General features: G+C 50.6%; 12 protein-coding genes, 2 tRNA genes and 1 pseudogene. 4 read left to right on the top strand and 11 right to left on the bottom strand.

Annotated features, from left to right (window positions below):
* The 8 genes and pseudogenes from AC6R1O_RS12650 to AC6R1O_RS12615 form a co-directional block, all read right to left on the bottom strand.
* Positions 1 to 290 (bottom strand): annotated as a pseudogene (locus AC6R1O_RS12650) (nitrite reductase (NAD(P)H)); the annotation flags it as partial.
* A gap of 10 nt (positions 291 to 300) precedes the next feature.
* A complete protein-coding gene (locus AC6R1O_RS12645; protein WP_500657143.1) occupies positions 301 to 1,176 on the bottom strand; it encodes an ABC transporter ATP-binding protein in 876 nt (291 codons plus the stop codon).
* A gap of 12 nt (positions 1,177 to 1,188) precedes the next feature.
* Complete coding sequence (locus AC6R1O_RS12640) at positions 1,189 to 2,157, bottom strand: ABC transporter permease (protein WP_334552004.1); 969 nt, start codon at positions 2,155 to 2,157, stop codon at positions 1,189 to 1,191.
* Between the two features lie 119 nt (positions 2,158 to 2,276).
* Positions 2,277 to 3,668 carry a CmpA/NrtA family ABC transporter substrate-binding protein gene (locus tag AC6R1O_RS12635; protein WP_500627272.1) on the bottom strand — a complete coding sequence of 464 codons (1,392 nt, stop codon included), beginning with the start codon at positions 3,666 to 3,668 and terminating at the stop codon, positions 2,277 to 2,279.
* Positions 3,669 to 3,969: 301 nt separating this feature from the next.
* Positions 3,970 to 4,554, bottom strand: coding sequence for an ANTAR domain-containing response regulator (locus AC6R1O_RS12630; protein WP_500657142.1), 585 nt, complete (start codon positions 4,552 to 4,554; stop codon positions 3,970 to 3,972).
* A 125-nt stretch (positions 4,555 to 4,679) separates the two neighbouring features.
* Positions 4,680 to 5,633: a glycosyl transferase family protein gene (locus AC6R1O_RS12625; RefSeq protein WP_500657141.1), complete on the bottom strand. Its 954-nt coding sequence runs from the start codon at positions 5,631 to 5,633 to the stop codon at positions 4,680 to 4,682.
* Positions 5,630 to 6,523 carry a uroporphyrinogen-III C-methyltransferase gene (cobA, locus tag AC6R1O_RS12620; protein ID WP_500657140.1) on the bottom strand — a complete coding sequence of 298 codons (894 nt, stop codon included), beginning with the start codon at positions 6,521 to 6,523 and terminating at the stop codon, positions 5,630 to 5,632. Before cobA ends, AC6R1O_RS12625 begins: the two co-directional genes overlap by 4 nt.
* Before the next feature lie 5 nt (positions 6,524 to 6,528).
* Positions 6,529 to 9,225 carry a nitrate reductase gene (locus AC6R1O_RS12615; protein WP_500657139.1) on the bottom strand — a complete coding sequence of 899 codons (2,697 nt, stop codon included), beginning with the start codon at positions 9,223 to 9,225 and terminating at the stop codon, positions 6,529 to 6,531.
* A gap of 354 nt (positions 9,226 to 9,579) precedes the next feature.
* Between AC6R1O_RS12615 and AC6R1O_RS12610 the strand changes: the two genes are divergently transcribed.
* The gene (locus AC6R1O_RS12610) at positions 9,580 to 10,050 is read left to right on the top strand and encodes a NanQ anomerase/TabA/YiaL family protein (protein ID WP_334552009.1); all 471 of its coding nucleotides are present in this window, start codon (positions 9,580 to 9,582) and stop codon (positions 10,048 to 10,050) included.
* A gap of 76 nt (positions 10,051 to 10,126) precedes the next feature.
* Here the strand turns inward: AC6R1O_RS12610 and AC6R1O_RS12605 are convergent, their stop codons facing one another.
* Positions 10,127 to 10,705, bottom strand: a complete 579-nt coding sequence (locus AC6R1O_RS12605; RefSeq protein WP_500630769.1) for a TetR/AcrR family transcriptional regulator — start codon at positions 10,703 to 10,705, stop codon at positions 10,127 to 10,129.
* A 129-nt stretch (positions 10,706 to 10,834) separates the two neighbouring features.
* Here AC6R1O_RS12605 and AC6R1O_RS12600 point away from each other — a divergent pair, with 129 nt between their 5' ends.
* A complete protein-coding gene (locus tag AC6R1O_RS12600; RefSeq protein WP_500657138.1) occupies positions 10,835 to 11,875 on the top strand; it encodes an alkene reductase in 1,041 nt (346 codons plus the stop codon).
* Positions 11,876 to 12,097: 222 nt separating this feature from the next.
* On the opposite strand, the gene AC6R1O_RS12595 is transcribed toward AC6R1O_RS12600, so the two are convergent.
* A tRNA-Cys gene (locus tag AC6R1O_RS12595) sits at positions 12,098 to 12,171 on the bottom strand.
* A gap of 41 nt (positions 12,172 to 12,212) precedes the next feature.
* A tRNA-Leu gene (locus AC6R1O_RS12590) sits at positions 12,213 to 12,299 on the bottom strand.
* A gap of 255 nt (positions 12,300 to 12,554) precedes the next feature.
* Between AC6R1O_RS12590 and AC6R1O_RS12585 the strand changes: the two genes are divergently transcribed.
* Both AC6R1O_RS12585 and AC6R1O_RS12580 read left to right on the top strand, forming a co-directional pair.
* On the top strand, positions 12,555 to 13,280 hold the full coding sequence (locus tag AC6R1O_RS12585; protein ID WP_500630767.1) for an AzlC family ABC transporter permease: 726 nt from the start codon (positions 12,555 to 12,557) through the stop codon (positions 13,278 to 13,280).
* The gene (locus AC6R1O_RS12580; RefSeq protein WP_500657137.1) at positions 13,277 to 13,585 is read left to right on the top strand and encodes an AzlD family protein; all 309 of its coding nucleotides are present in this window, start codon (positions 13,277 to 13,279) and stop codon (positions 13,583 to 13,585) included. Before AC6R1O_RS12585 ends, AC6R1O_RS12580 begins: the two co-directional genes overlap by 4 nt.
* The last annotated feature ends 46 nt before the right edge of the window (positions 13,586 to 13,631 follow it).

Raw genomic sequence — 13,631 nt, 5'->3', positions numbered from 1 at the left:
ACGGTTTCACCATCGAGCTCTATGCGTTTAAGCTCTGGCATCAGAGCGGTCACCTGAGCACCGAGCACCAACTCGATGCCATGTTTTTGATACCACTCTTCGCTGCTCAGCATCAAATCTTGATGGGATTTGCCCGAAAACATTGCCGAGAGCTGAACTCGGTCGTAAGCGATAAAGCGCTCTTCGCCAATCACGGTAATGCGTTTTTCGAGATGCGCGCCGCGCTCGACTAATTGAGCCACCAGATGGTGGCCGACCATGCCATTGCCAACAATTACTATCCGTTCCATGTTCACTTCCTTAGGCAGTCTTTGCCGCTGATTTCGCATCGTCTTGGGTGGACGAGCTCGCGCTTGCTCTTAACGCTGTCTTGGTTTTTGATGCCGTAGGCTCAGGTTTGGCCTGCTTTTCATAGAGGAATCTCAACACTGACTGGCGATATTTTTGATACTGCGGGTTATCCGCCAACGCCACTCGGTCACGGGGTCTTGGCAAATCAATCTCAAGCACTTCGCCGATCGTGGCCGCCGGTCCGTTAGTCATCATGACGATTTTGTCTGAGAGCAACACCGCTTCGTCCACATCGTGCGTGATCATGATGACGGTGTTATTCAAGTCAGCTTGGATTTCCATCAAGGAGTCTTGCAAGTGCGCGCGGGTTAACGCATCGAGCGCGCCGAACGGCTCATCCATCAACAGCACTTTCGGTTGTAACGCCAGCGCTCTCGCAATACCGACACGCTGCTTCATGCCGCCGGAGATTTCATCTGGCTTTTTGTCTGCCGCGTGAGACATGTGGATCAATTCCAAATAGTGCTCGGTTTGCTGTTTGATCCATGCTTTGTTCTGCCCTGCAGCCACCTGTTTGACCGCAATTTCCACGTTTTCGTGCACGGTTAGCCAAGGCAGCAACGAGTGATTTTGGAATACCACAGCGCGCTCGGGGCCTGGGCCGCTGACTTCGCGCCCATCGACAATCACGCCGCCATCGGTGGGCATGTGCAAACCCGCAACCAAATTGAGCACGGTCGATTTACCACAGCCCGAGTGACCAATCAGGGAGATAAACTCGCCACGTTGTATTTGTAAATTGACGTTCTTGAGCGCGATAAATTCGCCGTTAGGCGTCGGAAATCGCATGCCAAGTTGAGTAAGATCGAGTAACGGTTTAGACATGATGAACTCCTATTAACGCAATGCTTGCTGTTTGTTCCATGAGAGCCACTTCTGTAGCTGCAACATGCCGCGATCGAGCAACAAACCAATAAAACCGATGGCAATAACGGCGACCATAATGCGCCCAAGTGAGGCGGAACTGCCGTTTTGAAACTCATCCCAAACGAACTTGCCAAGACCGGGGTTTTGCGCCAGCATTTCAGCGGCAATCAGGACCATCCACGCAATACCGAGCGACAAACGAAGCCCTGTAAAGATCATCGGGATCGCCGACGGCAGGACAATAATACGAATGTGTTGCCACCAAGAAAGCTGCAGCACTTTACTGACGTTAATCAGGTCTTTGTCCACACTTGTCACGCCAACCGCCGTGTTGATCAAGGTGGGCCACAAGCTACATAGCGCAACGGTAAGCAGTGAGTTGACAAAAGATTTAGCAAAAAGCGGGTCATCACTGACGTAGGTTGCACTCACCACCATGGTCACAATAGGCAACCAAGCAAGGGGCGAAACGGGCTTAAGCAGTTGAATAATTGGGTTAAAGGCTTGATACAAACCGTGGTTTAGCCCAAGGACAATACCTAGGGGTACAGCGATCACCGTGGCGAGAATAAAGCCACTTGCCACCGTCACTAAACTGGTGACAATCTGATCAAAAAATGTCGGTTTGCCTGTGTAGGGGCGAATTTTCACCTCGGCGTTGGGATCTTTGGCGAGCTTCTTCGCATTGCGCTTTTCTTGGCGTTCAATGAAGGCTTGTTCTTTTTGGCGCTCATTCCAATGATCGTCCACTAAATTGCTAAATTGCTCGAACGTTTGCACCGGGCCAGGCAAGGTGCCTAATGACGTTTCGACCTGACGTGCACTTAAATGCCACATCATCAAAAACATCAATATGCCGATAAGCGGTAGCAGAACGATTTTGCTTTTGTTCGCTACCACCGATTTACTCGGTATGAGGGAAATGACATTACTCGACATAAGCACTCCTATTACATCCTTGTTACGTCTTGTTGACTGTGTGATTGAGCGCAGCGCTCAATCGGGCTTTCCTAATGTGGGGGGAGTCGCCTCCCCCCGATTTGATCCAATTTTGGGCGTTACACTTTGTCGCTGCCTTTTAGACCAATATTGAATTTTTCTAGGTAGGCATTAGGCTGGCGACCGTCGTAAACGATGTCATCGATGAAATGCGTCTGCGGCGCACGGAAACCATCTTCTTGACCAAAGTCAGGGAAGTCACCTTGCGTCAGAACACCATCTTCGACGAGGGCTTGTGCCGCTTGTTGGTAGATATCAGGGCGGTAGACTTTCTTCGCTACGTCCATGTACCAGTCATCTGACTTACCTTCGGCGATTTGTCCCCAGCGGCGCATCTGGGTTAAATACCAGATCGCATCACTGTAGTAGGGGTAAGTCGCGTTGTAGCGGAAGAAAACGTTGAAATCAGGCACTTCACGTTTGTCACCCTTTTCATACTCGAATGTGCCGGTCATGGAGTTGGCGATCACTTCGTAGTCAGCGCCGACGTATTCACTTTTCGCCAGCAACTTAACCGCTTCCTCACGGTTGGCGTTGTTGTTCTCATCAAGCCAATGGGCCGCGCGAATCAGCGCTTTCACGACTCGAATGTGCGTATTCGGGTACTTCTCTGCCCACTCTTTTGAGACGCCAAATACTTTTTCTGGGTTGTTTTTCCAGATTTCGTAATCGGTGACCACAGGCACGCCTATCCCTTTAAACACCGCTTGTTGGTTCCACGGTTCGCCGACGCAATAACCTTTGATCGTGCCGGCTTCCATTGTGGCGGGCATTTGCGGTGGCGGAGTCACGCTCAACAACACATCCGCGCTTTGCTGGCCACTGTTATCTCCCGCTTCTGGCGCGTAATAGCCAGGGTGAATGCCCCCTGCGGCAAGCCAATAGCGCAGTTCATAGTTGTGAGTGGACACAGGGAATACCATGCCCATATTGAATGGCTTGCCTTGGTCAAGGTAACCCTCAACCACAGGCTTGAGCGCATCCGCCTTGATCGGGTGAACAGGAAGGCCATCATCTTGCTTAGGCACGTACTGTTTCATTTCTGCCCATGTATCGTTGGAGACCGTAATCGCGTTGCCATTGAGATCCATACTGAATGCGGTGATCACCTCCGCCTGTGTACCTATACCAATGGTGGCACCGAGCGGCTGACCTGATAGCATGTGCGCGCCGTCTAACTCACCATCTATCACTCGGTCGAGAAGCACTTTCCAGTTGGCCTGCGCCTCAAGCGTGACGTACAAGCCTTCGTCCTCAAAAAAGCCTTTTTCATACGCAATCGCGAGCGGCGCCATATCAGTCAATTTGATGAAGCCGAACTTGAGATCTTCGAGTTCAGGCTCACCGACCTCGGCAGCACTCATCGGCGCGTAGGCAGACAGTGATAACGTGACGGCTAACGCCGTGCTTTTAAGCAATCCAGCAGTGTTCAGGGTTGATTTCCATTTCATACTCTTTCTCCAATAAAAAAGCGCTACTGCTCGTGATGAGCAGTAGCGCCGATGCTGACTTAACGATTTACCGCCGTTGATAAACCTTAAGTACAATTGAACAAATTGTGTGGTTGCGCAAAGTCGTAATGAATCACGCTTCTAACGTTAGTTATTCTTATTCCAAGTAGCATGCCAACTTATTTAATGCTTAAAATTCAATAAATTAAGTTGATTTTACTTACTATTCCTATTGGTTCTGCTTTGCCTTAGTGCGCTTCGCACCGAGTTGGAATTTTTCTTGTAACCCCAAAGTGGTAGCCTAACCTTTTAACGTCTCTAAGGTGATCAGTACGTTTTTCGCGACTTGAACCATCGATTGACTCGATTGCATCGCCGATTGGCGCATCGCTTTATAGGCGGCAGACTCGTCCACACCGTGGTGCTTCATCAATAACCCTTTGGCTTTTTCTATCCATTTCCGCTCTTCCAATTTGCTGGCAAGTTCGGCCATTTCCTGTTCCATATCTAACATCGACTGTCGAACAGAAGCGGCGTGCAGTGCCCAAGGCGCCAGTGTACAACCACTATCGCTTGGGAGTAGCACATAATCCATTTTTTTAGGTAAGCGATTGATATCCATAGAACTCAATGACTGAACAATCACCAGAAGTGGCAACTTTTTCTCGCGGCAACGTTCAATCAGCAAGGTGAGCTCAGCGCACGGTTGTCGCCAGCCGACCACCACAAATGAGTTGGGGTGCTGCGTGATAATCGCGTCAAATTGCGCCAGTTGGCAGCCTAAAATTGCATCAAAATCTTGGGCGAGTATTGCACTGATTCGGCTTTGCTCTTTGAGTGAATCGCAACAGACGATGATCGGAATTTTCGACATGGCTTGGTACATAGACATTCCTTGTTTTATTGCTCCAGCTAAGCTTTTCAAAACAAGGAATGTGCCAATGTTGTCAGACAGAAGGAGATGAGACCCTATCTAGTTGAATAGATTCTATTTTTCTAGACATTTCAGCTTCAAGCATTGGCGCAGTACTCCTCCCAAAGCTGATAGGCCGACGCAAACGCTTGACTGTAATCGTTGTGCAGCGGGAACAACACAGTCGCCATGGTCGCGATAATGGTGTTCGCCATCATGTTCCAATCACTTTGCGGCGTCTCTAAAGGGCATCCCTTCGGTAGTGGCACATCGGTGAGCAGCTGCTCTGCCTGGTAGTGGGAGGTCACGCCGTTTTCTGAGCTCATCCAGACCGTTTGGCTTACCTTGGGGTTGTATTCTGATTCTCCCGATTGACCTTTGAAAGAGACCACCGCATGTTTGGTCAAGCCAATTTCATGCTCTACCTCTGCATGCAACTGCTGAAAACCTGGGTGGAAACTGCCGCGAATACCGATCGCTGCGCCACTTGGGTTCAGGGCGCGAACCACCGTGTTGATCGGCGTTCTGAGCCCATAGCGATTTTTCCAACCGATCATCTCTTGCGCTTTGGGCGCAAAATGGCGCAGTGGCAAATATGCGATGGCGTGCTGCTCGAGCAATGTTTTAGCCTGTTCTGGCGTTTTCGCCATCTCGATGCCAAGCTCGGTCAAATAATCCTCAACATGCTCTCGCCCCGCGGCAAGGTCATGATAGCCATGCAGCAGCACCTTGTGCCCAGCGTTGGCAAGAATTTTGGCCGCTAATCCATGCCAAGGTTTGCCACTGGCTGGGCGTTTACCGGCGTAACAAGGCCAATCGATGTCGGCACCAAGCTGTGGCATACGTGACTGAAACGCTTTGACGAAACCGGCAATCTCTTGCTTGGTCTCATTTTGCACGCGAATCAGCATTAGCAGCATAGCCATTTGATCGTCCGCGCCCTGCCCATCGAGATATTCATCCATTACCTGATAGGCTTGCTCAAAACTCAGAGGTTTGCGCCCCCTCTCCCCACGCCCAACCGTGCGAATACATTCCTTTATTGTGCTCATACAGCCTCATAAGCCACAGACGCTATGGTCTTCGTTAATTGTTCTCGTAGTTTGACCACTTCACCTAAGATAATCAACGTTGGACTCACGCCTTTTAACGCTTGAGCCATATCGCACAGCGCCCCGAGTGTTGAGATATGAACTTGCTGCTGGCGACTGCAACCGTGCGTCACGATCGCAAGCGGGAAATCTGCCGCCAACCCATTGGCCATCAGCCCTTGTTGTATGTCGGCGGATTTCTCAAGCCCCATATAAAACACCAATGTCTGACCCTGTCCGACCAAATGTGCCCAGGTCGGCAGTGCGCCCGACACCACTTGCCCCGTCACGAAGGTTACACTGCGCGCGACCTCTCGGTGCGTGAGGGGAATAAAACTGCTCGCTGCGCAACCAATGGCGGCGGTGATGCCCGGGATCACCTCATACTCAATGCCTTGCTCTGCAAGTCGCAACCCTTCTTCACCGCCACGGCCGAAGATAAAAGGATCTCCCCCTTTCAAGCGTACGACCTCTAATCCCTGCATCGCCAAATCAACTAAGATTTGACTGATCTCTTCCTGTTTTAGACTCGGTTTTCCGCAACGTTTTCCCACGTAGATGAGTGTCGCGCTCGGTTTAGCCAAATCTAAGATATCGACGTTCACTAATCGGTCGTAGACGATCGCGTCTGCATTCTGAATAGCCTTCATCGCTTTGACGGTCAGCAATTCCGGATCATTGGGCCCTGCGCCCGTCAAAAAGACGTGACCCGTGCCGGGTTTTGGACTCGCCAATTTCAGCGATGCGCCACGCTGGGCATCGTGGTCGATAAATCCAGCGCTGGATAGGCTTTTGCCAGCCCCTTCTCGAAGTCGGTATGTGTCATTGTGTTGATGCTGCAACTTATCCATAGCACTTACCTCATTGTCGCGTTCGGCGACGTATCTACTACTGTGATGCTTTGCGTCGTTGTGTCAGGCGAAACCTGCGTTTGCTCGAACTCTTCCACCAAACGTGCGACTTGTGGTAAACAAGAGCCGCAGTTGGTGCCGCACTTCAATCTGGTTTGCAACTGCGCTACGCTCGAACACTCCCCTTCGCTGAGCGATTGCAAAATCTGCTCATCGGTCACTCTAAAGCAACTGCAAATAAGCTCGCTCTGGCCTTCTTGCGCTGCAAGAGAAATAAGACGGCTGAAATTGAGCGCCTTGCCGACCAACTCCACTAATTTGGTGTAATCGGAGTGGATAGGTTGCTCTGACGTGACCAATAAAGAGCGGACAATGCGCTCATCTCCAACCTCATCAAAATCCACCGCTAACCATCCAGAAGAGGTATCAAGGACAACTCGGCGGGTTTTGATATGGTTGAGGCAGCTAGGTCTGTCACCCACACACAACGTCTGCTTATCTGCGGGCTTATCATGGGCAAAGCGCCAAATTCCGACACGATTCTCCACTTGAAAGGAGTGATACAGGCAATCATCGGGGTCAAATTGGCTGCCAATGTAGAGGCCATAAGTCTTAACCGATACTGGCAGAAGCTCGACCTCGCTTGACTTAAACGCGGGCTGACCAGAATGGGGGTCGGCATCTCGACTTACGACGGCGTTCACTTGTGACTTTCCGCCATACGCCGCCGCCCAATGCATCGACATAAAGAGCTGTTTGTAACTCAAGGTCTCATCCATGCCTACTTTCGCCACAATAGTGGCGTGCGGCCCTTGCGCCGATGCAACTTTGGCAGGTGAGATACGTATAAGTTGGCCGGCCTCAATACCCAAATGGCTTGCCGATAGCGCGTTCATGTACACCGTCGGCTCCGTTTCTGAGGCGGCAAGATGAACCACATGCCCTGTGCGCGTCATGGTGTGCCATTGATCGCGCTGACGACCGGTATTGAGCCACCAGCCTCGTTGCAATGCGCCCTCTTTCGCGGCAATGAAACGCGCTTTACCGTCGGCGAAACTAAAACGCTGCTCGGCGTAAGGTCTCTCCCCGCCCCATTGCTTAGGTTGCCATTGGCGATACTCCTCATCCGTCAGCTCAGCATATTGGCTGATATCCAATAAACGTGGAGACGTTGCATTGATGCCCGTCATGGCGGCATATTCACGAAACACGTCCGCTTCGCTTTGAAAATCAAATCCGTTGCTCACCCCGAGTTTTTCACACAAAAGCGCGCCAACAACGCTAATCGCACGCCAATCGGGGAAAGCCTGCCCTGGTGGTGGCGTGAACTGTCTTTGGCGCGACATGGTGCGCTCTGAGTTGGTCACCATGCCCTGCTTTTCTCCCCAACCTGCGGCGGGCAACAGCAGATCTGCGTATTGAGCGATATCTGAATCGGCGGTGATGTCTGACACGATAACCAAAGGACAGGCTTCAAGTGCGCGGCGCACGTAGTGGTTATCTGGCATCGAGACCACCGGATTGGTTGCCATGATCCAAATCACTTTGATCTCGTTGCGCTCAACCGCTTCAAACATCTCGATCGCTTTTAAACCAGGCTTTCTGGCGATATTAGGCGCTTGCCAAAAGTCTTCGACCAGTGCGATGGACTCATCATCGAAGCCGCGATGGACAGCCAACTGATTGGCGAGCCCGCCGACTTCGCGTCCGCCCATCGCATTCGGTTGCCCGGTGATAGAAAACGGCCCTGCGCCCTGATAACCGATCGCCCCTTTAGCTAAATGCGCGTTGATGATGGCATTGCCTTTGTCTGCACCACTTTGCGATTGGTTAACGCCTTGGCAAAACAGCGTGATCGCCTTGCGCTCTTGCGCAAACCAGCGATAGAAGGTCGCAATTTTCGCCGACTCGACCTTGATACGTTCCGCAATCGCATCCAACTGATATTGGCTAGCGTTCACTTCAGTCAACAATGCCTCAAAGCCTTCTGTGTGGTTGGTAATAAAGTCATGGTCAAGCGCGTCATGTTGATGTAGGTAGCGAATCAGTCCGTGAAATAGCGCCACATCGCCGTCATTGGCAATAGGAATATGCAAGTCCGCTTGGCTCGCGGTGACGGTTTCGCGTGGATCAATCACGACCAACTTCATCTCTGGATTCTTATCGCGCGCTTGTTGGATTCGACGAAACAGCACAGGGTGCGTCCACGCGGTATTCGCTCCACAAATGACAATCAGATTGGCATGATTAAGGTCGTCATAATTGACCGGCACTACATCTTCGCCAAACGCGCGATTGTGCGCCACCACCGCTGAAGACATACACAAACGTGAATTGGTGTCGATGTTGGCACTGCCAACAAAGCCTTTCATCAGCTTATTGGCAACGTAATAATCTTCTGTCAACAGTTGCCCTGACACGTACATGGCGACCGAATCCGCGCCTTGCGTGTGGATCGCCTCCGCCATCGCACCGGCAATGCGCTCTGCCGCTTCATCCCAGCTCACTTCCTTGCCCTGAAATTTGGGGTAGAGCAGGCGCGACGGCATTTTCATGCTCTCTGCAAGCGCGGCGCCTTTAACACACAGTGCGCCTTGGTTGGCTGGGTGGGCTTTGTCTCCAACAATACCTCGTGGGCTAATTTCGACTCCACAGCCGACGCCGCAGTACGGACAGGCCGATTTGATACATTCCTTTGCCATGATTCCTTCCTCTAAAAACAACAAAGCCTCTTCCTGTTGGGAAGAGGCTCCTTTGCCGTTGACGTTGTTATTGTAATGTGTGACTGAGCACGAACTCACTTAGGTCTCTTAGAGTAAAGCAACGAAGATGCCAAATAGAAAAAAACAATAAAATCAGAGCATTAAATATTTTTAACACCCTAAATTGCACCAATTGTGTGCGCAACAGGATCCTCACAGTGCGTGTCTCCACTTCGCTCACTGAATGGTTAATGAACGCGCTCTCAATCACACTCTCATAAATAGTGATTGTTGTTTTTGAAAAGCTATTTTATATTTCAGGTGTTATTGTCATACAAATATTGAGGATTCACCATGTTTACTGCTAGCACTGCAGAGCTCTCCTTTGCCCGCTTCCTACAGCCTAAACTCATTGAGTTGATTGAACGCGTGATGGAACAAACTGCTCAACCTATCGAAAATGGCCGTCATGATCTGGAAGGTGACAGCGCCTTTTTCTTGGTCATGGATGACAACACTCAACCACTTGAACAGCGTAAGTCAGAGTGCCACCAACGTTACCTTGACGTGCAATTGCTGCTCGAAGGTGAAGAGACGTTTGGCTACAGCCTACTGCCGTATACGGGGTTGGATGAAGATTACCTAGCGGATAAAGATTTGGCGTTCAGTGAGCAGCTACAACAAGAGCAATTTGTCACCATTAAAGCCGGTGAATTTGTGGTGTTCTACCCGGGCCAACCTCACCGTCCATTGGTTGCTGTCAACAACCAGCCAGCGCCGGTGCGTAAAGTCGTGATCAAGATTGAAAAGAGTCTGTTTGAGTAAACTGACCGACGTCTTCGATATTTAACCATAGCGCGGCCGAGACGCCGCGCATATTGATGTTGTACAGGTTTAGCTACTAGCCCTTGATGTAGCGCAATAACTCGTCGTTCAGTGCGCGAAGTACGCCAGAATCGGGCTGAGTGTGGGACAAAGTACGCATGCCATAAATCCCCATCACTAAAAACTGTGCCACCAGCTCAGGCGAGCGATGATTGGCAATTTCCCCAAGCTCCATCATAACGGCTATCTTATCCACCAGCCATTGCTGCCAACGGCGTAACATGTCGCTGATCAAAGCCTCAACTTGTTCATCTTGATGAGCCAGCTCGCTCAGCGCTTTTTGCAGCAAGCAATCTTTAATCTGCTCTTGCTCGCACTCTTCGAGCACCGACTCCATGTAGGCTTCAATCCCTTCAAACACCGTTGGGTAAGACGCAAACAGCGCTTCCATCGCTTGGTGTCTATCGAGTTGATACTGCTCCAATGCGGCGATCAGTAGACCACGCTTGTTGTCAAACGCACAATAAATCGACCCGGGATGTAGCCCGGTTGCCAACTTAAGATCTTGCATACTGGTTTTGCCATAGCCTTTCTCGACAAACTTCGCCATTGCTTGCCTTAATACCACTTGACGGTCAAATTCTGCGCTGCGCATAACATCACTCTTAAGGTTGGAATACCCACATAGTAACTGATGTTGAATGTGCATTCAAAAAATACTTGAATGAGCATTCAAAATATTCTAACTTGAATAGGCATTCAAATACTCTCGAAGGACACATCGATGAATACCCTATTTCAACCGTTCAAGCTCAATGAGACGCTAACGCTCAACAACCGCATTGTGATGGCTCCCCTAACTCGCTGCATGTCTGACGAGGATCTGGTGCCAACGGATGCAATGGTGGAATACTATGGCCGCCGCGCCGACACAGGCTTAATCATTACCGAAGCGACCTTGATCAGTGCTGACGGTCAAGGCTACCCTAACACCCCTGGGCTCTTTACTGATAAGCAAATTGAGGGCTGGAAAAAAGTCACTCAGCGTGTGCATCAAAATGGCGGAAAGATCTTCGCTCAGCTATGGCACACCGGCCGCGTTGCGCACCCGTCGTTTTTTGGTGGCGATAAAGTGATTGCCCCTTCTGCGATTGGTGTCGAAGGTACCGTGCCACGCATGCGCCATCTCACCTATCTAACGCCAACCCCAGCCAGCAAAGAAGAGATTCAGCGCTTAGTCGCCGATTTTGCCAAGGCCTCTCAAAACGCCATCGAAGCAGGCTTTGATGGTGTCGAGATCCACGGTGCAAACGGCTATCTCATCGACCAATTCCTTCACTACAGCAGCAACCAACGTGATGATGAGTATGGCCAAACAGCGGAAAATATGTCTCGTTTTGCGCTAGAAGTGATGGACGCAGTCGTGGAAGCGATCGGCGCGGATCGCGTTGGTCTGCGTCTCTCCCCTGGCGCTTACTTTAACGTCGAGGCCGACGCACGTGATCGCGACGTGTTCGATTACTTGCTAAAGCAACTCGAAGCACGTGATTTGGCCTACTTACATGTGGGCATTTTCGATGACGCTATGACATTTGAGCACCTAGGCGGCACCACCTCGCAATACATGCGCGCTCAATACTCGCAAACCTTGATCGGCGTGGGCGGTTTTGATGCTCAAACCGGCAATGAGGCGATTGAAGCAGGCAAGTTTGATTTACTTGCGATTGGCCGTCCTCTGATTGCCAACCCAGATTACGTTGAAAAAGTGAAATCGGGCCAAGCGCTCACTCCGTACAGTGAAGAGATGCTGACCTCACTAGTATAAGGTGCGCATCAGCAGCCTTTAGATTACTGAGAATAAGACAAAAGCGCCGATACTCTCGGCGCTTTTTCCATTTATCTGTTTGAGAGAACGTTACGATTAACACGTCGCTCGATAAGAGTATGTCACTCAAAAATCAATCACAAAGAAAAATATTGGAAAATAGAGTCGCAACAAGCCGATTTTTGCGCCAACTTTAGAAGAGAGTTTCTGATAGAGAAAGAATGGAGGCGCGTCCCGGAGTCGAACCGAGGTCCACGGATTTGCAATCCGCTGCATAGCCACTCTGCCAACGCGCCTTTGTATCTACAACTTGATAAGCCTGCTCTACTTGAGTTAATGGTGCCCCGGGCCGGACTTGAACCGGCACAGCGCGAACGCCGAGGGATTTTAAATCCCTTGTGTCTACCAATTCCACCACCAGGGCAACGCAATAGATGCGAAGGTTACACCATTTCTCTTCGGCGATTGCCGTGAGAACGAGGTGTACTTTAACGAATTGAGCGAAGCGGTCAACAAAAAACTGTAACTCGCTGAACCGTTTAGATAAAAAGCCATCAATCCGTGCAAATATTCATCGTCACAACCCTTTTGCGTCTAGCACATATTCATGGTACTGATAGACGCTCTTATAATAAATCAGTGGCAAATCACTTCACTGCACACTGGGCTAGGAAAAGTCATGCTTACTCAAACTCAACAAGTGGACAGCACTGAGCTGCACCATTTTACTCGTCATGATGTTTGGAACGGTTTTCGAGAGCTGGTTCCGCTGTCATTCTTTGTGATTATCTTCGGTATTGCGTTTGGTGTCGCTGCGGTCCAAGTCGGCTTGGAACCGTTATCCATTATGCTGATGAGTGGATTAGTCTTCGCAGGGGCGTCACAGTTCGCGACGTTAGAGATGTGGGGACAAGAGGTCGCCTTGATTCCCGTTTTAGTGACCGTCTTTGCCATTAATGCGCGTCATTTGTTAATGGGGGCGACCCTTTACCCTTGGCTACGCCACCTTCCGGCCAGCAAACGCTATGGCGTTATGTTATTTGCCTCAGACGCCAACTGGGCTATGTCGATGAATGCGTTTGGCCGCCATCAGAGAGGACTCGGCCTTCTGCTCGGTGGCGGTGTGGCGTTGTGGTCTTTTTGGATGCTAGGCACCTGGCTTGGCTATGCATTTGGCAACTTGATCAGTGACCCAATCAGTTTAGGCCTCGATATGGTCATGGGCTGCTTTTTACTCTCTATGGTAGCAATTGGACCTAAGAGCCTGCGTATGTTCGTTATTTGGGGCGTGGCCGCATGCGCATCCTTGCTGGCCTATTATTATTTGCCCGACAATAGCCATGTTGTGGTTGGCGCGCTCGCAGGAGGGTTGCTCGGCGCCTTTTGGACGGAGAAACAAGCATGATGATCTCAACCGATTGGCAAGGCACGTTAATCATTATTATCGCCATGGCACTGGTCACCCTGCTCACACGCTGGGGTGGCGTGTTCGTCATGTCGTTTGTACCAATTAGCTACCGAGTGCAGCAATTTATCACCGCTATGTCGGGGTCGGTGTTAATCGCGCTGTTGGCCCCCTTAGCGGTGGAAGGTGACATAGGGGCTCGCGTTGCACTTTTGGTGACCGCCATCGTGAGCTTTACCACCAAAAAACCGTTGCCAGCAATCGCAGCAGGTATTGCCGCAGCAGCGATCACGCGTCTCATCTAAGCGGAGATTAAGGACAAATTTGTCCACAGTGAAAGGGCAAATTTGC

This window comes from Vibrio sp. R11-SG3-ISO3-SZ, assembly GCF_059834345.1.
Note: the sequence above shows the minus strand (reverse complement) of the source record. Positions and strands in the feature narration are given on the sequence as shown.

Excerpts from the sequence above, each read along its gene's own strand:
- AC6R1O_RS12645 (WP_500657143.1), bottom strand. The coding sequence starts at position 1,176 with ATGTCTAAACCGTTACTCGATCTTACTCAACTTGGCATGCGATTTCCG.
- AC6R1O_RS12640 (WP_334552004.1), bottom strand. The coding sequence starts at position 2,157 with ATGTCGAGTAATGTCATTTCCCTCATACCGAGTAAATCGGTGGTAGCG.
- AC6R1O_RS12635 (WP_500627272.1), bottom strand. The coding sequence starts at position 3,668 with ATGAAATGGAAATCAACCCTGAACACTGCTGGATTGCTTAAAAGCACG.
- AC6R1O_RS12630 (WP_500657142.1), bottom strand. The coding sequence starts at position 4,554 with ATGTACCAAGCCATGTCGAAAATTCCGATCATCGTCTGTTGCGATTCA.
- AC6R1O_RS12625 (WP_500657141.1), bottom strand. The coding sequence starts at position 5,633 with ATGAGCACAATAAAGGAATGTATTCGCACGGTTGGGCGTGGGGAGAGG.
- cobA (WP_500657140.1), bottom strand. The coding sequence starts at position 6,523 with ATGGATAAGTTGCAGCATCAACACAATGACACATACCGACTTCGAGAA.
- AC6R1O_RS12615 (WP_500657139.1), bottom strand. The coding sequence starts at position 9,225 with ATGGCAAAGGAATGTATCAAATCGGCCTGTCCGTACTGCGGCGTCGGC.
- AC6R1O_RS12610 (WP_334552009.1), top strand. The coding sequence starts at position 9,580 with ATGTTTACTGCTAGCACTGCAGAGCTCTCCTTTGCCCGCTTCCTACAG.
- AC6R1O_RS12605 (WP_500630769.1), bottom strand. The coding sequence starts at position 10,705 with ATGCGCAGCGCAGAATTTGACCGTCAAGTGGTATTAAGGCAAGCAATG.
- AC6R1O_RS12600 (WP_500657138.1), top strand. The coding sequence starts at position 10,835 with ATGAATACCCTATTTCAACCGTTCAAGCTCAATGAGACGCTAACGCTC.
- AC6R1O_RS12585 (WP_500630767.1), top strand. The coding sequence starts at position 12,555 with ATGCTTACTCAAACTCAACAAGTGGACAGCACTGAGCTGCACCATTTT.
- AC6R1O_RS12580 (WP_500657137.1), top strand. The coding sequence starts at position 13,277 with ATGATGATCTCAACCGATTGGCAAGGCACGTTAATCATTATTATCGCC.